The sequence below is a fragment of the Variovorax sp. SRS16 genome (assembly GCF_901827165.1).
Taxonomy (GTDB): domain Bacteria; phylum Pseudomonadota; class Gammaproteobacteria; order Burkholderiales; family Burkholderiaceae_C; genus Variovorax.
Window position 1 is genome coordinate 123162 of the sequence record NZ_LR594669.1, and the last position, 20135, is coordinate 143296.

Consider the following 20135-nt stretch of genomic DNA (forward strand, 5'->3'; position numbering starts at 1 on the left):
AGAGAACCTTCAGGCCGAAGCCGCGCGACCCAGCGAGTCCAGTGTCCTGAAGTCCACGTCGGACAACTGGATGCCTGCGCCGGCGACGTTGTCGTCCAGATGCGCCACCTTGCCGGTTCCCGGAATCGGCAGCATGACCGGGCTGCGCCGGAGCACCCATGCGAGCGCAACCTGGCTCGTCGTGGCGCCGGCCTTGCGCGCGATCTCGTCGAGCTTCGAACCTGGCTTGGCCAGATCGCCGGCAGCGAGGGGGAACCACGGGATGAAGCCGATGCCGTTCTCGCTGCAGTAATCGAGCACGGCCTCGCTGCCGCGGTCGATCAGGTTGTAGCGGTTCTGCACCGTGACCACCCGGAAGATCTTGCGCGCAGCTTCGATCTCCTCGATGCCGACTTCGCTGAGCCCCACGTGGCGGATCAGTCCTTCCTTTTGCATTTCGCGAATGACTTCGAACTGCTCCTCGCGCGGCACCTTGGCGTCGATGCGATGGAGTTGCCACAGATCGATGCGCTCGACGCCCAGCCGTCGCAGGCTCATGTGCACGCACTGGCGCAGGTATTCGGGACGGCCGACCGGCGCCCACTGATCGGGCCCGGAGCGGGTGAGTCCGCCCTTGGTGGCGATCAGCAGTCCGTCGTAGGGGTGCAGTGCCTCGCGGATAAGGTCTTCGCTGACATAGGGCCCGTAACTGTCGGCGGTGTCGATGAAGTTCACCCCGAGCTCGGGCAGGCGTCGCAAGGTGCGCAGTGCCTCGGCCCGATCGTCGGGCTCGCCCCAGATGCCGCGACCGGTGATGCGCATCGCGCCGAATCCGAGGCGGTGGATCTGGAGATCGCCGAGGGTGAACTGGCCGGCTGAAGAGGCGTTGGTATGAGACATGGGTCAAAGCCTGGTGTTTGGGGGATTGCTTGGGGCTCGGAGCAACCTTAGTCGATGCGTCCAAGGCCTGGTGCCGACGGGGCCTTTGGGGCGCTGGGTGTGCGTGACGCCGGTTGCTCGGGGCCAGAAGATCCGCACGCGTGACCGCGGTAGTGCCGCGCAGCCCAGCGAAGCTAGGCCGCCGTCTGCCGCTCAAAAGGCCAGCGGGTAGAACTTCGCTGCTGCGGGCGGATTCGAGTGCTTTGGCGAAGAATTCTTCCAGTTTGGATCGCGAAGAGCCGCCATTTAGAAATCCTTTCGCGGAGCATCCCACCTACACTTTTTTCGTCGGGCCTTCGCATCCCGCGACAAGCCGACAACGTGTCGATGTTCAATCCCAAGGAATCTCCATGAGTACCTCACCGAGTGCCGTTCAGGAAGCGCCTTCCAGCGAGGCGGCGAAGAGTCTTCGAATCCGGCGCAGCTTTCTGGCGGCAGGCGGCACCGCGCTCGCCGGTGCGGGCGCATTCGCGATGGCAGGGCAGGCCGCGGCGCAGGGCGGAAACGGCACGCAGGAGTCCCTGCTGGACGTCTGGGTCAAGACCGGCAAGGCCCGCATCGGCGTCGACCTCAACAACAAGCCGCTGCGCTTTCGCGACACGGCCGGCAAGCCGACGGGGCTCGGCATCGAGTTTCTCGAACTCCTCATGAAGGACATCGGCGCCACGCCGGAATACATCGAGATGCCCTTCGGTCAAACCTTCGCGGCACTGGCCGCCGGCAAGTTCGACATGATCGGCACCTTCGTCACCATCCTGCCGAGCCGCGGCCTGCGGGGAACGTTCGCCGGATTTCCCGCCTACTACCAGCAGAACGTCGCGTACCTGAAGCCCGGCTCCAGGGTCAAGACGCTGGCCGAGCTGAACCGCAAGGACGTCAAGATCGCCTGCCAGCAGGGCTCGTCCGAAGAGACGACGCTTCGCTCGGTGTTCCCGCTCGCCGCGATCCAGACTTTCCCGCAGGTCGCCGATGCCGCGAGTTCAGTCGGTGGCGGCCTGGTCGATGCGCTGATCACCGACGCCTTCTTCGTCACGACGATGTCCAAGACCTTTCCCGAGGTCAAGGTGCTGGGCGAGTCGGTCAACGCGATTCCCAACACCTTCTTCATGCCGCACAACGATTTCAAGCTGTGGGCCTATGTCACCAACTGGCTGCGCTACCAGGGCAGCCTGCGAACCATCGTGGGCCTGCAGAACAAATGGTTCGGCACCGAGGCGCGCGACAAGTACGGCATCCCCGGCATCGGCGTCGGGTCCGGCGGCGAGCCGCTGGTCATCAAGGGCTGAGCATCGCCGGCCGCTGCGCGCGATCCACGGAGACAAGGGATGCAGAACTACGACTTCCAGTGGCAGGTCGTCGTCAACCATTTGCCCGTCCTGCTGTTGGGGGCCTGGGTTGACGTCTGGGTCAGCCTGTTCGGCTTTGCGCTCGCCTGTGTGGCCGGCCTGCTGATCGCGATGGGGCGGCTGAGCGGTCTCAAGCTGCTGACCGTGCCGACCTTCGCCTTCGTCCAGGCCGCGCGTGCGATCCCGCCGTACGTGCTGCTGCTGTGGGTCCACTTCGGCGTTTCGCGCCTGGCGGGCGTGGCGTTCACGCCGTTGCAGAGCATCGTCGCCGTGCTGACCATCACGGGTGCCGGCTATGCGGCGGAGATCTTCCGCTCGGGGATCCTGGCGGTCGACAGGGGCCAGTTCGAGTCGGCCACGTCGATGGGGCTGAGCCGCTTTCACACGTACTGGGACGTGATCTTTCCCCAGATGGCGGTCGTCGTGGTGGCGCCGCTGGGCAATGTCCTGATCGGCCTGCTCAAGAGCGCGACCCTGATGGGCGTGATCGCGGTGCCCGATCTGCTGCATGCCGCGCAAAGCCTCAACATGAACAGCTTCGTGCCTTTCGAGGCCTTCACCGCGGTCCTGCTGATCTTCGTGTCGATCGTCTTCGTGCTGTCGCTGGCGATCGCGGCGACGGAAAGACTGGTGGCGCATCCGTGAGCTATCAGATGGATTGGGAGGCCGTCCTCCCGCACCTGCCGTCGATGATGAAAGGCGTGGTCTTCACGCTGCAGATCTCGTTCACGGGCTTCGCGCTCTCGCTGCTGTTCGGACTGGCCATCGCGCTGATGCGGATGTCGAGCCTCAAGGCGGTCTCGGCCTTCGCCTTCGGCTACACCCAGTTCTTCCGGGCGATCTCGATCTACATCTACATCATCTGGATCTACTTCGGCCTGGCCGTCTCCACCGGCATCAACCTCTCGCCGTACGTGGCGAGCGTGATCGCCATCACGCTGCTGCACAGCGCCTACCTGTCGGAGATATTCCGCGCCACGATCAACAGCGTCGGCGGCGGCCAGCTCGAAGCCGCGCGCAGTCTGGGAATGAAGCGCGGCGCCGTCTTCTACGACGTCGTCATGCCGCAGGCGCTTGCCACGGCGGTGCCGTTGCTGATCAGCCAGTTCGCGATGATCGTCAAGGATTCGGCCGTGGTCGCGGTGATCGGCGCGAGCGATCTGATGTACGAGACCATCCGCGCCGCGAACCTGGAACTGCGGTCCTTCGAGTTCTATTCGGTTGCCGCCGTGATCTACCTCGCCATCGTTCTGGTTGTCTCCTGGATCGGGAACGTCCTGGAGTACCAGCTCAACAAGCACATGAGGCAAAGCGCATGAGCATCGATCTCGCAATGCAGCCAGAGGACGCCGTCGTGACGGGCAAGTCCGCATCCGACGCGCCCGTGCTGACGCTGACGAACATCAACAAGACCTTTCCCGGGCGCAGGACCGGACTCTTCGGCAAGGCGGGCAAGCCCCACCACGTGCTTCGCGACATCAATCTGTCCGTCGACAAGGGCGAGGTCGTCGTCATCATCGGCCCGAGCGGGTCCGGCAAGAGCACGCTGCTGCGCTGCATCAACATGCTGACAGTTCCGGAGACCGGCACGGTCGAGTTCGGCGGCCAGACCATCACGGCCGGCCACCGCAAGGGCCTGAGAGAGCGGCTGCAGTTCGAAAGAGAACTGCGCCAGCTGCGTCGGCGCATCGGCATGGTGTTCCAGCATTTCAACCTCTTTCCGCACAAGACGGCGCTGAAGAACGTCATGCTGGCGCAGATCCGCGTGCTGGGCCGTTCCGAGGGCGAAGCCAGGAAGATCGCGCAGAGGGAACTGTCGCGCGTGGGCCTGGGGACCAAGACGGACGCCTATCCCGCACAGCTCTCCGGCGGCCAGAAGCAGCGCGTGGCCATCGCGCGATCGCTGGCGATGAATCCCGAAATCATGCTGTTCGACGAGGCCACCTCGGCCCTCGATCCCGAGATCATCGAAGAGATCCTGATTCAGATGAAAGCCCTGGCCTCGGAGGGAATGACGATGGTGATCGTCACCCACGAGATCGCCTTCGCTCGCGAAGTGGGCGATCGGATCATCTTCATGGACGACGGCGAGATCGTCGAGCAGGGTCCCGCCATGCAGATGGTGTCGGCCCCACGGCATCCGCGCACGCAGGAGTTCCTGCGGTCGATTCTCTAACCCTGCGTCGACGGCGTCGCACACCTGGAGCCTCTGTCTTGAACATCGAAAGAATCGAAGCCATCCCGCTTTCCGTGCCCTTCAGCAGCCGCTCGGACATGCCGGCGTGGCGCGGCCGCGACTACGGCGCGCTGGAGGCGCTGCTGATCAGGGTCGAGACCCGCGACGGCATCACGGGTTGGGGCGAGGCTTTCTCGTACAACTGCCAGGCGCCGGTCAAGTCGGCGGTCGACACCATGCTCGCGCCCCTGTTCGTCGGGCGCGACTCGCGCAACATCAACGGGCTGTCCCACGAGGTTCAGAAGTTGATGCATCTGTACGGGCGCTCCGGCATCCTCAACTTCGCGCTGTCGGGCATCGACATCGCGCTCTGGGACATCGCGGCCAAGCGCGCCAACATGCCGATGGTCGATCTGCTCGGCGGCATGGTGCGCCCCGCGGTGGATGGCTATGCGAGCCTGTTTCGCTTCGGCGATCCGCAGCGCGTGGCGCGAGCCGCGGCCGATGCCACCGCCGAGGGCTTCCGGCGCGTCAAGGTCCATACGCGCGACCTGGAAGACGTGCGCAGCACCCGGGCCGCGCTTGGAAGCGAGGCGACATTCATGGTCGACACCAACTGCGCGTGGAGCGTGTCGGAGGCGTTCGACATGGCGCGGAAAATGCGCGAGTTCGATGTCAAGTGGCTCGAGGAGCCGCTGTACCCGCCCGAGGACTTCGAGACGCTCGCCAGGATCGGCCGCCAGACCGGCATGCCCCTGGCTCTGGGCGAAAACGCATGCACCTCGCACGAATTCCAGAAGATCCTCGCGTCGGGTGCCGCCGCCTATGTGCAGCCGAGCGTGACCAAGGTCGGCGGCATCAGCGAGTTCCGCAAGGTCATCGCGCTGGCGGAGGCGAAGGGTGCGACGCTGGCGCCGCATTCGCCGTACTACGGCCCCGGCTTCCTGGCGACGCTGCATCTGATCGCCTCGCAGCCGGAGCCCTGCTTCATCGAATACTTCAACATCGGCCTGGAGGGCCGGCCCTACGGCGATAGGATGGAACCGCACGAGGGCGCCTTCGCCGTGCCGCGAACGCCGGGACTTGGCTTCGATCCCGACCCGGTCTATCTTGCGCAGTTCGCCGTCAAGGCGGCTTGACGCTTCGCCATTTGGTCCGAGATGGCGCTGCATCCACGGGATCCTGCCTGAGGAAGAAACTTGCTATTCAACAAACCTGAAGAACTGGACCGCGGCGAGCTGGCGATTCTGGCCGCGCTTCAGGTCAACGCCCGGCTCAGCACCCAGGACCTGGCCGATGAGGTCGGGCTTTCCAGCTCCGCGACATGGCGCCGTGTCAAGGCGCTCGAAGACCGCGGGATGATCCAGGGCTACGTCGCCATGCTCGACGCCGAGAAGCTGGGCTTCAAGGAGTGCATCTTTGCGCACGTCACGCTCGCCAAGCACGACGTCAAGAGCATCGAGGAGTTCGAGAGAAGCGTGGCACGGCGCCCTGAAGTGCTGGAGTGCTTTTCCGTGGCGGGCCAGTCGGACTACGTGCTGCGCGTCGTGGTGCGAAGCAATGGCGAATACGAAAAATTCCTGAAGGATGCGGTCTTCTCCTGCGCAGCGGTGGGGCACATCCGTTCGAGCTTCACGTTGCGCAAGGTCAAGTTCTCGATGTCGCTGCCGGTGGCGACCTGATTCGAGGGCCGGCACTTCGAGCGCAAGATCATCGTTCCGTGCGTTCGCTGATATCTGCGCTTCAAGTCCTGTTGGGCGATGGATCAGGCCATCGTCACGGGAGGGCGCAACACCTGCAAACCCGCGTGGGCGTCCAGTCAGGAGCGCACGCGTAGGATGTGAGCCCACCCCAGAAAGCGCTTCCATGTCCGGTACCCAGATACTCGTTTCCTTGGCCCTCTGTGCCTTGGTCGTCATGATCGTCATGGCGGTCCGCGAGGGCCGCCGCGCCCCGACCGCCAAGCCCGACCGCAAGCCTTGAGGCCCAGCGCGATCGAGGCCGGCAACGCCGGGGCCCGGCTGAACGACAATTCGTCGATGCGATTCCTGATTTTCATCCTGGTAGGCATGGCGCTGCTCGCCTCCATACTCTGGCTCGGTGACAAGATCACGCTGCAAGGCGAGCGCACCGTCTACACCGTCGACTGCCAGCAGGGCAGCTGGCAGGGGCAGCGCTGCAATGGGCGCATGGTCGCCGCGCACCGGGTGCGCTTTCGCATCCTCAAGGCGCACCGCGAAGTGCTGGTCTGGAACGCCGGCGGTTCGGAGACCTCGGGCAAGTTCACGGACTGCGAGATCAAGGACGGCCGCAACTGGAAGTGCCAGCTCCATCCCGATGCACCCTCGACGGTCACGCACCAGATGGTCCACGGCCAGCCGATCCCCGATCCGGTCAGCGGGAAACCCCTCCACACCGTCGCCAAGTGGCACTGGTGGCTGTTGCGTTGGGGGCTGTCGCTCGGCCACGAAGCCGGCCCTTGAATCGTGCCGGGGCTCGGATTCAGCCCTTCACTCAGGCCGTGGCCACCTTGCGCTTGCGCGCCGGCGCAGCCCCCGGCGGCGTGATGAGCTGCGCGACGATCAACCGGACGCTGGCCTTCATCGAGGCGATCGCCTTCCTGTCGCCCGACAGGTGCCGCAGCAGGGCCTGCTGGAACACGCCGTCGAACATCGCGTAGGTCAGGTCGCTGGGCGCACCCACCGGCGCGCCGGCGAGTTCGGCCAAGCGCTGCATCACGCGCCAGATCATCTTCTCCAAGCTCTTGTCGATCGCCGCCACGTCGGCGCGGAAGGCTTCCTCGAACAGGGACTGCGAGCGCAGGTCGTACCAGAGGCGATGCATCGAGGATTCGGTGCGCAGCGTGTCGCCGAGCGCATCGGCGAAGCCTTCGAGCAGTTCGTCGAAGCGGGTCGCGGTGGCCGTCACCTCGTCGTAGCGCGTCACACAGCGCGCCTTGTACTGCCGCACGCTGCACAGAATCAGGTCGATCTTGTCGGTGAAGTAGTAGTGCAGCACGCCATGCGAGAACGCCGAGTTCTGCGCGATCTCGCGCAGGCTGGTGCGCGCGTAGCCCAGTTCGCCCAGGGTCTGCAGCGCGGCTTCGCCGAGCTCGGTGCGGCGCTCGGCGAACTTGTCATCCGGCTTGCGTAGGGTCTTGTCCATGCCGGGATTGTAGAGAGCCGGAGCACGGCTTGCCTAGGGCGCCGAGCGCGCCGGATTCGTGTGCTTGACGGTTGCCCAGTATTTTCTTGACAGTCGTCAAGACGACTCCTACGATCCATTCGCGCTCCTTGACGGGCGTCCAAAAATCACAGGAGACAGACATGACGAAGTTCGATCTGACGGGCCGCAGGGCCCTGGTCACGGGGGGCGCACGCGGCCTCGGCGAAGGCATGGCCCAGGCGCTGGCGGCGGCCGGTGCGTCGGTGATGATCGGCGACGTGCTCACGTCGGTCGGCCGCGACACGGCCGGCAAGCTCTCGGCCGGCGGCGCGAAAGCCGGCTTCGTGAAGCTCGACGTGACGCTGGAAGACGACTGGCTCGCCGCCGTCAAGGCCACCGTCGAGACGCTCGGCGGATTCGACATCCTGATCAACAACGCCGGCATCGAGGTCACCGCGCTGGTGGCCGACATCGACCCCGCCACGCTGCGCAGCATGCTCGACGTGAACATCGTCGGCACGGCGCTCGGCCTGAAGCATGCATTCCGCGCCATGCGCCCGGGCGGCAGCGCGGGCAAGGGCGGTGCGGTGGTCAACATCTCGTCGGTCGCGGCCACCATCGCCTTCCCCGCGATCGCCGGCTACTCGGCCACCAAGTCGGCCGTCGACCGCCTCACGCGCGTGGCCGCGATGGAGGCCGGCAAGCTCGGCTACGGCGTGCGCGTGAACTGCATCTACCCGGGGCTGGTGCCCACCGAGATGGGCATGAAGCTGGCTGCCGACGTGGTCGCCGCCGGACTGTTCCCGTCGCCCGAAGCGGCGGTCGGCGCGATCGTCGAGCAGACGCCCGCGGGCCGGCTCGGCGAGGTCGCGGACATGGCCGACGCGGTGGTGTTCCTGTGCTCGGATGCGGCGCGCTTCATCACCGGCGCGGGCCTGCCGGTGGACGGCGGCATGGGCATGTGATCCGCGACAGCACGCACAACTTCACAAGGACCGAACCATCATGAGCAACACGAAGAAACCCGTCGTGGTCTACGGCGCTTCCGGCTACACCGGCCGGCTGGTGTGCGAGTACCTGCGCGAGTACAACATCCCCTTCATTGCCGCGGGCCGCAGCGCGGACAAGCTCAATGCCGCGATGAAATCGAACGTCGCCGGCATCGAGACCGCGAGCTACGAAGTGGTCGAGGTGCCGCACACCGTCGAAGCGCTGACCGAGCTGTTCCGCGGCGCGTCGGTGGTGCTGAACACCGTCGGCCCGTTCGCCCGATTCGGGCCCGAAGTCGTTGCCGCCTGCCTGGCGTCCAAGTGCCACTACACCGACACCACCGGCGAGCAGGACTGGCTCATCACGCTCGACGAGCAGTTCGGCGCCAAGTTCGCCGAAGCCGGCCTCTTGCTGTCGCCGGGCCTCGCGCAGATGTACACCATCGGCGAGATCGCCGCGCAGCTGTGCCTGGAGACGCCGGGCCTGGACACGCTGGACATCGCCGTGTTCTGGGGCGGCAGCCCGACCATCGCCTCGACGCAGACCATCCTCGTCAATGCGGCGACCTCGAAGGCCTTCTACCTCGAACAGAATCGCTACGTCGAATGGCAGCCCGATGCCGGCCTCTACAGCCTGTCGATCCCGGGCCAGCATGAAGCCGCATTGGCGCTGCCGTGGGGTGGCACCTCGCACCCCGTGTGGTTCAAGAAGGATCCGCGCGTGGCCAACGTCAAGGTGCTGGGCGGTGTGTTCAACAAGCCGCTGATGCTGGGTGTGCCGCAGATCGTCGCCGCCGCGCTGAAGGCCACCGAAGGCATGAACCCCGACGACCGCTACGCCGCGCTGGCGCAGACCGCGGCCGGCGTGATGAACACCATGCCGCCGCGCGAGAACCCGCGCATCAACAAGTCGGTGGATTCGGTCCATGCGTCGGGCCCGCTGGGGCGCGCGCACTGCGTGATCTTCGGCAACTGCAATTACAAGCAGACCGGACTGCTGCAGGCCTTCGCCGCCGCGGCGCTGCTGCAGCAGGCGCCAAGACGCGTCGGCTTCGCCTCGGGTTGCCAGGCCTTCGGCCATCACGAGTTGCTGGGCGCGCTGCGCGGCTTCGGCCTGGTGCAGGCGCCGGTGCTGAGCGTGCACCACTGACCGGAGCCCGCGCATGCGCCTGATCGACTACCTCGACAAGGGAGCCATGCTCGGCGAGGACGCGCCCTGCCTGACGATGGGCGCCACGGACCATTCGTACGGCGCGGTGCAGCGCATCAGCCACCGCGTCGCGCGGGCGCTGCAGCGCGCCGGCATCGCGCCGGGCGACAAGGTGGCCGTGCTCTCGAGCAACGATGCGCTGGCCTTCGCCTGCGTGTTCGGCATCTCGCGCGCGGGCGCGGTGTGGTGCCCGGTGAATCCGCGCAACGAAGCCTCCGAGAACCGCTTCGTGCTCGATGCCTTCGACTGCAGCTGCCTGATCTTCCACAGCGCCTATGCGCCGATGGTCGAGCAGATGCGCGCGAACCTGCCGAAGGTGCGGGTGTTCGTCTGCCTCGATGCGGTGCAGCCCTTCGCGCCGTCCTGGGCGCAATGGGTCGAGGGCGTGGGCGACGCGCCGCTGGAGATCGCCACGGTCGACGATCTGGCGATGATCGCCGGCACCGGCGGCACCACCGGCCAGCCCAAGGGCGTGATGCTGTCGGGCCGCAACCTGGAGACGATGTCGGCGCTGACCCTGATGGGCTACCCCTTCGACGGCCGCCCGGTCTATCTCGCGCTCGCGCCGCTGACGCATGCGGCCGGCGTGCTGTGCCTCCCGGTGATGGCGCTCGGCGGCCGCGTGGTGATCATGCCGAAGGCCGATCTCGGCGAGTTCCTTGCGCTCGTCGAACGGCACCGCGTCACCCACACCTTCCTGCCGCCGACGCTGATCTACATGCTGCTGCAGCACGAGAAGCTGGCGGCGACCCGGCTCGATTCGCTGCAATGCTTCTGGTATGGCGCGGCGCCGATCTCGGCCGCGCGGCTGGAGGAGGCGCTTTCGAAGATCGGCCCGGTGATGGCGCAGCTCTTCGGTCAGACCGAGGCGCCGATGATGATCTCGATGATGGCGCCGAAGGACCACTTCCACGCCGACGGCTCGGTGGCGCGCGAGCGCCTCTCGTCGGCCGGCCGCCCGGGTCCGCTGGTGCAGGTCGCCGCGATGGATGGCGATGGCCGGCTGCTGCCCGTCGGCGAGACCGGCGAGATCGTGATCCGCAGTTCGCTCGTGATGAGCGGCTACTACAGGGACGCCAAGGCAACCGCCGAGGTCGGCCGCTTCGGCTGGCACCACACCGGCGACATCGGCCGGCTCGATGCCGACGGCTTTCTCTACATCGTCGATCGCGCCAAGGACATGATCATCACGGGCGGCTTCAACGTCTATTCGGTGGAGGTCGAGCAGGCGCTGATGCAGCACCCCGACGTGCAGGACAGCGCGGTCATCGGCCTGCCCGACGACAAGTGGGGCGAGAAGGTGGTCGCGGTGCTGCAACTGCATGCGGGCCGCAGCGTGCAGCCCGACGAGATCGTTGCCTTCGTGAAGGCGCGCATCGGCAGCGTCAAGGCGCCGAAGCTGGTGGAGATCTGGCCCGACCTGCCGCGCTCCAAGGTCGGCAAGGTGATGAAGAAGGACATTCGCGCCGAGATGCTGGCCCGGCAGGCCGGCCAGGCGCATTGAGGAACCCATGGCAAACAAGGACAAGGCATTCATCGCAGGCGTCGGGATGATTCCCTTCGTCAAGCCCGGCGCCAACGAACCATACCCCGCCATGGCCGCGAAGGCCGGCCAACTCGCGCTGGCCGACGCGGGCATCGGCTTCGACGCGATCGAGCAAGCCTATGTCGGCTATGTCTACGGCGATTCGACCAGCGGCCAGAAGGCGGTCTACGCATTGGGCATGACCGGCATTCCGATCTTCAACGTCAACAACAACTGCTCGACCGGCTCCACTGCGCTGTTCCTCGCGCGCCAGGCCATCGAGAGCGGCGCCGCGGACTGCGTGCTCGCGCTCGGCTTCGAGCAGATGAACCCCGGTGCACTCGGCACGGTGTTCAACGACCGGCCGAGCCCGTTCGAGGATTTCGACCGCGAGGCCGCTGAACTGGTCGACATGCCCGAGCTGCCGCTCGCGCTGCGCTACTTCGGCGGCGCGGGCCAGAGCCACATGCGCAAGTACGGCACGCCGCTCGAAGCCTTTGCCAAGGTGCGCGCCAAGGCCAGCCGCCATGCGGCGCGCAACCCGCTCGCGCTGCTGCGAAAGGAACTCACCGTCGACGACGTGATGAACGCGCCGATGCTCTGGCCCGGCGTGCTCACGCGGCTGATGGCCTGCCCGCCGACCTGCGGCGCCGCGGCTGCGGTGCTGGTGTCGAAAGCGTTCGCCGCGCGCCATGGACTGCGCGCCGATGTCTTCATCGCCGCGCAATCGATGACCACCGACAAGCCCGATTCCTTCGACAGCCGCGACATGATGCAGCTCGTCGGCTACGGCATGAGCCAGGCCGCGGCACGCAGCGTCTACGCGCAGGCCGGCATCGGCCCGCAGGACCTCGACGTGGTCGAGCTGCACGACTGCTTCGCGCAGAACGAGCTGATCACCTACGAGGCCCTCGGCCTGTGCGCGGAGGGCGAGGCCGCCGCATTCATCGACGCGGGCGACAACAGCTATGGGGGCAAGGTCGTCACCAACCCGTCGGGTGGTCTGCTGTCGAAGGGCCATCCGCTCGGTGCCACCGGCCTTGCGCAGTGCTACGAGCTGACGCACCAGCTGCGCGGCACGGCCGAAGAGCGCCAGGTGCCGAACGCCCGCAACGCGCTGCAGCACAACCTCGGGCTGGGCGGCGCCTGCGTCGTGACGCTGTACCAGGGCGGTTGAAGGAACCGCGGGTTCCGAAAAGGCACCTGCTCACCCACACGTGCGCCACGTCACTTGACCACTTCGTAGGCCGCGCGAAACGCATCCTCCACAGCGAGGATCCTCCGGTCCTCCTCGTCCGCCCGCCGTGCCAGCAACGAGATCTGGCGGGTCGGCGCCTTCGGCCCCAGATCGATCTCCCGCAGCGCGTAGGACTCGCGCAGCCGTTCGCGCAGGCGCGGGACGACCGAGACGCCGAGGCCTGCCGCCACCATCGCCGCAATGGCGTCGGTTGACGCGATCTCGAAGCGGCAGACCGTTCCCGGACAGGTCCTGCGTACATAGTCGGCCGCGGCCCGGCCGCCGGTGAGCGCGACGTCGTAGCGAATCCATGGGTACTGGCGCAACAGCTGCCGCGGCGTCGCGCCGGTGGAATTGCCGGGCGCCAGCAGAACGAAGTTCTCCCGTGTCAGGTCGCACCAGTGGAGCCGTCCCGAGCCGCCGGTCTTCGGGCGGACCAGGATTGCCGCGTCGATGCGTCCGGCCTTGACCGCTGTCTGCAGCGTGGCCGACACGTCCAGCATCAGCTGGATGACCAGGTCGGGATGGTCGTTCTGCAGCACGCGCAGCGCGTGCGGCATCGCCATCTTCTGGACGCTGGGAATGACGCCGAGCCGGAGGACGCCGCTCGCCGATGGCGCCCTGCGCGCGCGGAAGCCTTCGATCGTCGCCAGCGACTGCCGCACGGCCGCGGCCATCTCCAACGCGAAAGGCGTCGGCTGCACGACCCGGCCCGAGCGATCGAAGAGCGGCTTGCCGAAGAATTGCTCCAGCTGCTTCATCTGCAGGCTGACGGCGCTGGGGGTCAGGCCCAGATCGCCTGCCGCCCGCACGAAGCTTCCGGTGGCCAGCACCGTCTGAAGGCTTTGGAGTGCCTCGATCTTCATAAGAAAAACTCACTTCCGATTTATCGATTCCTCGCTTTTCCTGATGCTAAGCGGCTTCTACGATGCGCTGCAAGCACGCTTTGAAAGGCTCTTCCATGTTTCGCAGACAGTTCCATGTCCTGGTCGCCGCCCTTGTCGCCGGCGGCGGGCTTCTTGCCACAGGCGCCGTCGTCCATGCCGAGGCGCACTGGCCATCGAAGCCGATCCGGATGATCGTGCCCTTCGCGCCCGGGGGCAGCAACGACGTCATCGCGCGCAAGCTGGCGCAGCGCCTCAGCACGACGCTCGGAGAGTCGGTGGTGGTCGACAACCGCGGCGGCGGCGGCAGCACGGTGGGTTCGAACCTGGTGGCGAACGCGTCGGCCGACGGCTATACCTTCCTGTTCGTGTCCGGCTCGATCGCGACCACGGCGGCGGTGCAGAAGACCCCCTACGACCCCTTAAAGGCCTTCACCGCGATATCGCGCGTGGCCAGCGCGCCCTTCGTCGTGCTCACGCGCGAAGGCTTTCCCGCCAAGACCATGAAGGAGTTCATCGACTATGCCAAGGCCAATCCGGGCAAGGTCAACTACGGCAGCGCAGGCCTGGGCGACAGCACACAGCTCGCGAGCGAACTCCTGAGTAACGTGGCCGGCATCAAGATGGTGGGCGTCGGCTACAAGGGCATCTCGCCCGCGCAGATGGACCTCATCGCGGGCCGGCTCGACATGATCATCACGACCGTCGCATCCATCCGCGGCACGCCGACCGAGAAGCTGCCGATGCTCGCGTTCACCACGGCCAAGCGCGAGCCGGAGTACCCGAACGTGCCGACGGTGCGTGAGTCCACCGGACTCGACTATGTGGTCGACGTGTGGTGGGGCGTGTTCGCGCCGCAAGGCCTTCCGGCCGCGATCCGGGACCGCATGAACCGGGAGATCGGTGCCATCGTGGCCGAGCCGGAGTTCGCCACCTTCCTGAAATCCGCCGGCGCGGCGCCTGCGCCCTCGACGCCGCAGGCGCTGCAGGACCAGTTGGCGACCGACGTGGTGCGATGGACCGACACCGCGAAGCGCGCAGGCATCCAGCAATGAGCGTGTTGACATCCGGCCCGCTCGACGGCATCCGAGTCCTCGATCTCAGCGCGTACATCGCGGCGCCCTATGGCTGCACCTTGCTCGCCGACCATGGCGCCGAGGTCATCAAGATCGAGCCGCCGCAAGGCGACAACCTGCGCCACTATCCCTCGACGCTCGCCACCGAGGGCCGGGCCTTCCTCGGCGTGAATCGCGGAAAGCTGGGGCTGTCTCTGGACCTCAAGCAGCCGCAGGGGCTCGAGGCGCTGCGCCGGTTGCTGCGCGATGCTGACGTGCTGGTGCACAACTTCCGGCCCGGTGTGCCGGAACGGCTGGGCATCGGCTTCGACCAGTTGCGCGCGGAATACCCGCGGCTCGTCTACTGTGCGGTGACTGGCTACGGCGAGACCGGGCCCGCGCGCGACAAGGCCGGCTATGACCAGGTGCTGCAGGCAATGAGTGGCATCTGCGCATTGCAGGGCACGGCGGCCGAACCGGAGATCGTCTATGGCTCCGCGGTCGACTACTACGCTGCCGCGCTGGTGGCGGGCGGCGTCTCGTCCGCCCTGTTGGCGCGCGAGCGGACCGGGCAGGGGCAGTACGTGGGCGTATCGCTGTTGCGCAGCGCGCTGGCGATGCAGTCGGCGCGCTTCGTCTGGGCCGACGGCGAGGCGCGCGAGGTGAACCGCGACATGCGCTCCGGCGGCGTGACCGGGCTGCACCCGACCGCCGACGGCGTGCTGTACCTCTCGGCCAACACAGCGCATTTCTGGGCCGCCTTGTGCGAGCTGACCGGCCTGCAGGCGCTGGCGTCGGATCCCCGCTATGCCACCGTGCGGCAGCGCGCGCAGCATGCGGCGCAGATCGTGCCGCAACTGAGGCAAGCGCTGCTGCAACGAAGCGCGAAGCAATGGGAATCGCTCTTCGGCGAGCGCGTACCCTGCGCGGCAGTGCGCGAGATCGAAGACATGTTCGACGATCCTCAGGTGCAGGCCGAGAACATGGTCCAGACCTTCGAGCATCCCCGAGCCGGCCGCTACCGTGGATTGGCGAGCGCGGTGAAGTTCGGCACTTCGTCGAAGCCGCCTGCGGCGCGCGCCGCTCCGGCCTTCGGCGAACACTCCGATGCGATCCTCGCGCGGCTGGGCTACGACGCCGCAGAGATCGTCGGATTGCGCGAAGCCGGAGCCGTCGCATGAGTGCCGCCGGCCCGACGGCATCGCCGTCCCCTGCCGAGGACGACGTGCAGCGGATGACAGCCGCACTGACCGACGTCGCGCCGCGGCTGCATGGCATCGAGTCGCGCACGCAGACCGGACAGATCGCGCGCGAAGTGCTCCGTCTCAACGACGCGGTTCGCGAAGCCACCACGCCCGGGCGCCTGCACTACGGCGCGCAGCCCGCCGACTTCATGGCGGCGCTGCTCGTCTTTGCCGATACATCGAACCAGGCCGGCGAATGAATGCGCGCGAATGGCTGGACCGACCCCTGTCCGAGGTCGCTGCGGGAATGCGTCGGCGCGATCTCGGCGCGGAGGAACTCGCCGCCGCCGCCATCGAGCGCGCGACTGCATTGCAACCGACGCTCAACGCCTTCATCCGTCTTCGCACGGACGCGGCGCTGGCTGAGGCGCGCGCCTGCGACGACGATGCCGCCAGCGGCCGATGGCGCGGTCCCCTGCATGGCATTCCGTTGGCGCACAAGGACTGCTTCGACCGCGTCGGCGAGACCATGACCGTGGGTTCGCGCGTCCCGGCGCTCGGACCCGGGCGCGAGCGGGCCGCTGCATTGGACCGTCTTGCGGCCGCCGGCGCCGTGGACCTGGGCGCGTTGAACCTCAGCGAGATGGTGGCGGGGCCGACCGGGCAGAACCCGCACTTCGGCGACTGTTGCAACGCGTGGGATCCGTCGCGCATCTCGGGAGGCTCGTCAAGCGGTTCCGGCGCTTGCGTCGCGGCCGGCGTGGTGTTCGGCTCGCTCGGCACGGACGCCGGCGGCTCGATACGATTGCCGGCGTCCATGAACGGGCTGTTCGGACTCAAGACCACCTACGGCCGCGTTTCGCGCCGCGGCTGCTTTCCGCGCGCCTTTTCGCTCGAATGCATCGGGCCGCTGGCGCGCAGCGCCGAGGACTGTGCATTGCTGTTGCATGCCATCGCCGGCCACGACCCGGCCGACCCCACGAGCCTGGATGCGCGCGTGCCCGACTACACCGGCCTGCTTGCGTGGTCGGCCGAGGGCAGCCGCATCGGCGTGCTCGCGCACGATGCCGCCATCGATCCGGGCATTGCCGAAGTTTTCGAGCGCTTCGTGCAGGCGGCCGAGGCGCGTTATGGCATCGCGCCGCGCACGCGCTTCGACGCGCTGCCGGCCTGCTACGCGATGGCCGACGTGTTCTCGAAGGTCGAAGCCGCGGCGCTGCATGGCCCCTGGATGCGCGACCATGCGGCCGACTATTCGCAGGCCGTGTACTCGCGCACCGAACCCGGCCTGCATGTGCCGGCCGTGCGTTACCTCGAGGCGCTGACCGTGCGGGCGCAGCTTCTGGCCGAGTTCGTGCGCGGGCCGCTGTCGCGCGCGGACGTGCTGCTGCTGCCTACGGTGCCGGTTCCGGTGCCGACCCGCGCCGAGGCGGACATGGAATCGGGTCATCGCGTCTTCGGCGTGGTGGCTTCGCTCACCGCGCTGACGAGGCCCTTCAACTACCTCGGCCTGCCGGTTCTGAGCATGCCCATCGGCCACGATGCCGCCGGCATGCCGGTCGGCGTGCAGCTGGTCGGCCGCCCGCTCGCGGAAGCCCGGCTGCTCGCCATGGCGCACGCGCTGTCGGCGGACATCGGTTGGCAGCCGCGCACGGCGGCCGCCTTGCATCACACGCATCTCCACAGAGAAAGCCTTCAATGACTCCCTGGGACTCCTATCTCTCCGAAGAAGATCGCGCCGTGCTGGCGCGCGGACGCTTCGGCCGGCGCATGGGCTTCGGCCAACGGCCGGCCGTGGTCGTGATCGACGCACAGAACTACATGGTCGGCGAGGCCGGCCACGATGCCGACTGGCCATCGAGCTGCGGCGACGCCGGGCGCCTGGCGGTCGCCGCCATCGCCCGCATCGTGGACGCGGCGCAGGGAGCGCACATTCCCTGCTTCTTCAGCCGCTTCGAGCTCGCGCGGGACGGCTCGGACATCGGTGTCTACCAGCGAAAACGCGACCTGCTGCAAAGCGAGCACTGGTGCCTGGCCGATACCGTCGGCGCGGCGCTGGTACCGCAGCTGCGGCCGGCTGCCGGCGACGTGGTCTTCGTCAAGAAGAAGCCCAGCGGCTTTCACGGCACGCCGCTGCTCGGCTACCTGGTCGAGCGCGGCATCGACACGGTCGTGGTCGTCGGCGGCGCCACCAGCAACTGCATCCGCGCCACCGTGTTCGACGCGGCGTCGTTCAACTTCCGCGCCATCGTGCCGCATGAAGCCGTGTTCGACCGCATCCCGGTGTCGCACGCGATCTCGCTGTTCGACATGGACCGGCAGTTCGCGGACGTCGTCGCGCTCGACGACGTGCTCGCGCAGTTCGGCGCGATCGCATGAGAAGCAAGCTCTTCGTTCCGGCGTCGCGCCCGGAGCTCTTCGCCAAGGCGCTGGCGAGCGAGGCAGATGCGCTGTCCTTCGATCTCGAAGACGCGGTCGAGGAAAGCCGGAAGCAAGAAGCCCGCGAGCAGCTGGCGGCGTTCCTCGACGGTGCCGCATCGAAACGGGGCGCCAAGCGCATCGTGGTTCGCGTGAACGGCTTCGGCACGCGCCACTTCGCACAGGATCTGGAAGCGGTCGTGCGGCCGGGGCTGGACATCCTGAACCTCCCGATGACCGAGGACGCCGAACAGATCGTGCGGGCCGCAGCGGTGCTCGAGCGGCTGGAGCGGGCGCGCGGCATCTCGCGGCCGATCGGCATCCTCGCCAACATCGAATCGCCCCGCGCCCTGCGAATGGCGCGCGAGATCGCGATGGCACATTCCAGGGTGATCGGATTGCAGATCGGCTACGGCGACCTGCTGGCCCCGTTGGGCATCTCGTCGTCGGAGCCGTTCGCGACGCAGGCGGTGCGCTTCGCGGTCCGCATGGCGGCCGGCGAAGCCGGCGTGGACGCTTACGACGGTGCATATGTCGCCATCGACGACCCGAACGGCTACCGTCGCGACGCCCTGGCGGCCAGGCAGCTCGGCTTTGCCGGCAAGAGCTGCATCCACCCGAGCCAGGTCGCGCTGGCCAACGACGTCTTTCGGCCGAGCGAAGCGGATGTGGCGCATGCCGCCCGGGTCGTGGAAGCCGCGCGGGCCTCGCTGGCGCGCGGCGTCGGTGCCTTCGTGGTCGACGGGCGTCTCGTGGACGGGCCGTTCATCACGCGCGCGGAGAAGCTGGTCGAGCTGGCGCGTCGTCTCGGCATGCCGGCCTGAGACGCGCCGGCCCGCGTTAGACGCGCTCGAAGATCGCGGCGATGCCCTGGCCGCCGCCGATGCACATCGTGACCAGCGCGTAGCGCCCATTGGTGCGGTGCAGCTCGGCGATCGCCTTGGTCGTGATGATCGCGCCGGTCGCGCCCACCGGGTGACCGAGCGAGATGCCCGAGCCGTTGGGGTTCACCTTGGCCGGATCGAAGCCCAGTTCCTGGATGACCGCGCAGGCCTGCGCGGCAAAGGCCTCGTTCGACTCGATGACATCCAGATCGCCGACCTTCAGGCCGGTGCGCTCCAGCACCTTGCGCGTGGCCGGCACCGGGCCGATGCCCATGTACGCCGGCTCGACGCCCGCATGCGCGTAGCCCACGAGACGCGCCAGCGGCTTGAGCCCGAGCGCTTTCACGCGCGCGCCCTCGGCCAGCACCACGGCGGCCGCGCCGTCGTTGATGCCCGAGGCATTGCCGGCGGTGACCAGGCCGTCCTTCTTGAACGCGGGCTTCATCTTCGCGAGCGTCTCGACCGTGGTGTCGGCGCGCACGTGCTCGTCGGTGTCGAACACGACGACGCCCTTGCGCGTCTTCACCTCGACCGGGACGATCTGTGCCTTGAAGCGGCCGGCGGCGATGGCGGCCGCGGCGCGCTGGTGGCTCGTGGCCGCGAGCGCGTCCTGCTGGTCGCGCGTGATGCCGTAGCGTGCCGCGACGTTCTCGGCCGTGATGCCCATGTGCATCTTCTCCCACGGGTCGTGCAGGATGCCGAGCATGTAGTCGACCAGCACCGCGTCGCCCATGCGCGCGCCATAGCGTGCCGAGGTATCGAAGTAGGGGCCGCGGCTCATCGATTCGGAGCCGCCGCCGATGGCGATGTCGCAGTCGCCGAGCGCAATCGCCTGCGCGGCCGACACGATCGCCTGCAGGCCCGAGCCGCACAGGCGGTTGACGTTGAAGGCCGGCGTCTCGATCGGGCAGCCGGCATCGATCGCGGCGACGCGGCTGAGGTAGGCGTCCCGGACGTCGGTCGGGATCACGTTGCCCATCACCACGTGGCCGATCGCATCCGGCGCGACGCCGCTGCGTTCGATGGCGGCCTTGACGGCGGTGGTGGCCAGCTGGGTGTTGGGCACGTCCTTGAGCGCGCCGCCGAAGGTGCCGATGGCGGTGCGGGCGGTGCCGACCACGAAGATGTCGCGTGAGGTCATGGG

21 protein-coding genes are annotated in these 20135 nt (G+C 67.5%); 17 read left to right on the forward strand and 4 right to left on the reverse strand.

The window, feature by feature from the left end; translation table 11 throughout:
* Positions 1 to 9 precede the first annotated feature (9 nt).
* Positions 10 to 879 carry an aldo/keto reductase gene (locus E5P2_RS35540; protein WP_162571764.1) on the reverse strand — a complete coding sequence of 290 codons (870 nt, stop codon included), beginning with the start codon at positions 877 to 879 and terminating at the stop codon, positions 10 to 12.
* Between the two features lie 389 nt (positions 880 to 1268).
* Between E5P2_RS35540 and E5P2_RS35545 the strand changes: the two genes are divergently transcribed.
* The 7 genes from E5P2_RS35545 (at position 1269) to E5P2_RS35575 (ending at position 6923) form a co-directional block, all read left to right on the forward strand.
* Positions 1269 to 2204, forward strand: a complete 936-nt coding sequence (locus E5P2_RS35545; RefSeq protein ID WP_162571765.1) for a substrate-binding periplasmic protein — start codon at positions 1269 to 1271, stop codon at positions 2202 to 2204.
* Positions 2205 to 2243: 39 nt separating this feature from the next.
* Entirely contained in the window at positions 2244 to 2909 is a 666-nt protein-coding gene (locus E5P2_RS35550; RefSeq protein ID WP_162571766.1) for an amino acid ABC transporter permease, read from the forward strand.
* The gene (locus E5P2_RS35555; protein WP_162571767.1) at positions 2906 to 3583 is read left to right on the forward strand and encodes an amino acid ABC transporter permease; all 678 of its coding nucleotides are present in this window, start codon (positions 2906 to 2908) and stop codon (positions 3581 to 3583) included. Before E5P2_RS35550 ends, E5P2_RS35555 begins: the two co-directional genes overlap by 4 nt.
* Entirely contained in the window at positions 3580 to 4440 is an 861-nt protein-coding gene (locus tag E5P2_RS35560; RefSeq protein ID WP_232081038.1) for an amino acid ABC transporter ATP-binding protein, read from the forward strand. Before E5P2_RS35555 ends, E5P2_RS35560 begins: the two co-directional genes overlap by 4 nt.
* Positions 4441 to 4478: 38 nt before the next feature.
* Complete coding sequence (locus E5P2_RS35565; RefSeq protein ID WP_162571768.1) at positions 4479 to 5579, forward strand: mandelate racemase/muconate lactonizing enzyme family protein; 1101 nt, start codon at positions 4479 to 4481, stop codon at positions 5577 to 5579.
* Between the two features lie 60 nt (positions 5580 to 5639).
* Positions 5640 to 6122: an Lrp/AsnC family transcriptional regulator gene (locus tag E5P2_RS35570; RefSeq protein WP_162571769.1), complete on the forward strand. Its 483-nt coding sequence runs from the start codon at positions 5640 to 5642 to the stop codon at positions 6120 to 6122.
* A 357-nt stretch (positions 6123 to 6479) separates the two neighbouring features.
* Positions 6480 to 6923, forward strand: coding sequence for a hypothetical protein (locus E5P2_RS35575; RefSeq protein WP_162571770.1), 444 nt, complete (start codon positions 6480 to 6482; stop codon positions 6921 to 6923).
* 31 nt (positions 6924 to 6954) lie between these two features.
* Here the strand turns inward: E5P2_RS35575 and E5P2_RS35580 are convergent, their stop codons facing one another.
* Positions 6955 to 7605 (reverse strand): TetR/AcrR family transcriptional regulator, encoded by a 651-nt coding sequence (locus E5P2_RS35580; RefSeq protein ID WP_162571771.1) that lies wholly within the window; start codon positions 7603 to 7605, stop codon positions 6955 to 6957.
* A 161-nt stretch (positions 7606 to 7766) separates the two neighbouring features.
* Here E5P2_RS35580 and E5P2_RS35585 point away from each other — a divergent pair, with 161 nt between their 5' ends.
* The 4 genes from E5P2_RS35585 to E5P2_RS35600 are packed head-to-tail and all read left to right on the forward strand — an operon-like array spanning position 7767 to position 12506.
* The gene (locus tag E5P2_RS35585) at positions 7767 to 8570 is read left to right on the forward strand and encodes an SDR family NAD(P)-dependent oxidoreductase (RefSeq protein WP_162571772.1); all 804 of its coding nucleotides are present in this window, start codon (positions 7767 to 7769) and stop codon (positions 8568 to 8570) included.
* A gap of 40 nt (positions 8571 to 8610) precedes the next feature.
* Positions 8611 to 9744, forward strand: coding sequence for a DUF5938 domain-containing protein (locus E5P2_RS35590; protein WP_162571773.1), 1134 nt, complete (start codon positions 8611 to 8613; stop codon positions 9742 to 9744).
* Between the two features lie 13 nt (positions 9745 to 9757).
* Entirely contained in the window at positions 9758 to 11308 is a 1551-nt protein-coding gene (locus E5P2_RS35595) for an AMP-binding protein (protein ID WP_162571774.1), read from the forward strand.
* A 7-nt stretch (positions 11309 to 11315) separates the two neighbouring features.
* A complete protein-coding gene (locus E5P2_RS35600) occupies positions 11316 to 12506 on the forward strand; it encodes a lipid-transfer protein (protein ID WP_162571775.1) in 1191 nt (396 codons plus the stop codon).
* A 50-nt stretch (positions 12507 to 12556) separates the two neighbouring features.
* Here E5P2_RS35600 and E5P2_RS35605 read toward each other — a convergent pair whose 3' ends face one another.
* On the reverse strand, positions 12557 to 13432 hold the full coding sequence (locus tag E5P2_RS35605) for a LysR family transcriptional regulator (protein WP_162571776.1): 876 nt from the start codon (positions 13430 to 13432) through the stop codon (positions 12557 to 12559).
* A gap of 95 nt (positions 13433 to 13527) precedes the next feature.
* On the opposite strand from E5P2_RS35605, the gene E5P2_RS35610 reads away from it, so the two are divergent.
* Genes E5P2_RS35610 through E5P2_RS35635 form a run of 6 tightly spaced genes read left to right on the forward strand, consistent with a single transcriptional unit; the run spans position 13528 to position 18931 of the window.
* Positions 13528 to 14505 (forward strand): Bug family tripartite tricarboxylate transporter substrate binding protein, encoded by a 978-nt coding sequence (locus E5P2_RS35610; RefSeq protein ID WP_162571777.1) that lies wholly within the window; start codon positions 13528 to 13530, stop codon positions 14503 to 14505.
* A complete protein-coding gene (locus E5P2_RS35615; RefSeq protein ID WP_174262745.1) occupies positions 14502 to 15686 on the forward strand; it encodes a CaiB/BaiF CoA transferase family protein in 1185 nt (394 codons plus the stop codon). Before E5P2_RS35610 ends, E5P2_RS35615 begins: the two co-directional genes overlap by 4 nt.
* Entirely contained in the window at positions 15683 to 15949 is a 267-nt protein-coding gene (locus E5P2_RS35620; protein ID WP_162571779.1) for a hypothetical protein, read from the forward strand. Before E5P2_RS35615 ends, E5P2_RS35620 begins: the two co-directional genes overlap by 4 nt.
* On the forward strand, positions 15946 to 17391 hold the full coding sequence (locus E5P2_RS35625; RefSeq protein ID WP_162571780.1) for an amidase: 1446 nt from the start codon (positions 15946 to 15948) through the stop codon (positions 17389 to 17391). The genes E5P2_RS35620 and E5P2_RS35625 overlap by 4 nt, the downstream gene beginning before the upstream one ends.
* A complete protein-coding gene (locus E5P2_RS35630; protein WP_162571781.1) occupies positions 17388 to 18068 on the forward strand; it encodes a cysteine hydrolase family protein in 681 nt (226 codons plus the stop codon). The genes E5P2_RS35625 and E5P2_RS35630 overlap by 4 nt, the downstream gene beginning before the upstream one ends.
* Positions 18065 to 18931 (forward strand): HpcH/HpaI aldolase/citrate lyase family protein, encoded by an 867-nt coding sequence (locus E5P2_RS35635; protein WP_162571782.1) that lies wholly within the window; start codon positions 18065 to 18067, stop codon positions 18929 to 18931. Before E5P2_RS35630 ends, E5P2_RS35635 begins: the two co-directional genes overlap by 4 nt.
* 16 nt (positions 18932 to 18947) lie before the next feature.
* On the opposite strand, the gene E5P2_RS35640 is transcribed toward E5P2_RS35635, so the two are convergent.
* Positions 18948 to 20132 (reverse strand): acetyl-CoA C-acyltransferase family protein, encoded by a 1185-nt coding sequence (locus E5P2_RS35640; RefSeq protein ID WP_162571783.1) that lies wholly within the window; start codon positions 20130 to 20132, stop codon positions 18948 to 18950.
* Positions 20133 to 20135: the final 3 nt, after the last annotated feature.

Coding starts and splice junctions, on each gene's coding strand:
- E5P2_RS35540 (WP_162571764.1), bottom strand. CDS start 879: ATGTCTCATACCAACGCCTCTTCAGCCGGCCAGTTCACCCTCGGCGAT.
- E5P2_RS35545 (WP_162571765.1), top strand. CDS start 1,269: ATGAGTACCTCACCGAGTGCCGTTCAGGAAGCGCCTTCCAGCGAGGCG.
- E5P2_RS35550 (WP_162571766.1), top strand. CDS start 2,244: ATGCAGAACTACGACTTCCAGTGGCAGGTCGTCGTCAACCATTTGCCC.
- E5P2_RS35560 (WP_232081038.1), top strand. CDS start 3,580: ATGAGCATCGATCTCGCAATGCAGCCAGAGGACGCCGTCGTGACGGGC.
- E5P2_RS35575 (WP_162571770.1), top strand. CDS start 6,480: ATGCGATTCCTGATTTTCATCCTGGTAGGCATGGCGCTGCTCGCCTCC.
- E5P2_RS35580 (WP_162571771.1), bottom strand. CDS start 7,605: ATGGACAAGACCCTACGCAAGCCGGATGACAAGTTCGCCGAGCGCCGC.
- E5P2_RS35585 (WP_162571772.1), top strand. CDS start 7,767: ATGACGAAGTTCGATCTGACGGGCCGCAGGGCCCTGGTCACGGGGGGC.
- E5P2_RS35590 (WP_162571773.1), top strand. CDS start 8,611: ATGAGCAACACGAAGAAACCCGTCGTGGTCTACGGCGCTTCCGGCTAC.
- E5P2_RS35595 (WP_162571774.1), top strand. CDS start 9,758: ATGCGCCTGATCGACTACCTCGACAAGGGAGCCATGCTCGGCGAGGAC.
- E5P2_RS35600 (WP_162571775.1), top strand. CDS start 11,316: ATGGCAAACAAGGACAAGGCATTCATCGCAGGCGTCGGGATGATTCCC.
- E5P2_RS35605 (WP_162571776.1), bottom strand. CDS start 13,432: ATGAAGATCGAGGCACTCCAAAGCCTTCAGACGGTGCTGGCCACCGGA.
- E5P2_RS35610 (WP_162571777.1), top strand. CDS start 13,528: ATGTTTCGCAGACAGTTCCATGTCCTGGTCGCCGCCCTTGTCGCCGGC.
- E5P2_RS35615 (WP_174262745.1), top strand. CDS start 14,502: ATGAGCGTGTTGACATCCGGCCCGCTCGACGGCATCCGAGTCCTCGAT.
- E5P2_RS35620 (WP_162571779.1), top strand. CDS start 15,683: ATGAGTGCCGCCGGCCCGACGGCATCGCCGTCCCCTGCCGAGGACGAC.
- E5P2_RS35625 (WP_162571780.1), top strand. CDS start 15,946: ATGAATGCGCGCGAATGGCTGGACCGACCCCTGTCCGAGGTCGCTGCG.
- E5P2_RS35630 (WP_162571781.1), top strand. CDS start 17,388: ATGACTCCCTGGGACTCCTATCTCTCCGAAGAAGATCGCGCCGTGCTG.
- E5P2_RS35635 (WP_162571782.1), top strand. CDS start 18,065: ATGAGAAGCAAGCTCTTCGTTCCGGCGTCGCGCCCGGAGCTCTTCGCC.
- E5P2_RS35640 (WP_162571783.1), bottom strand. CDS start 20,132: ATGACCTCACGCGACATCTTCGTGGTCGGCACCGCCCGCACCGCCATC.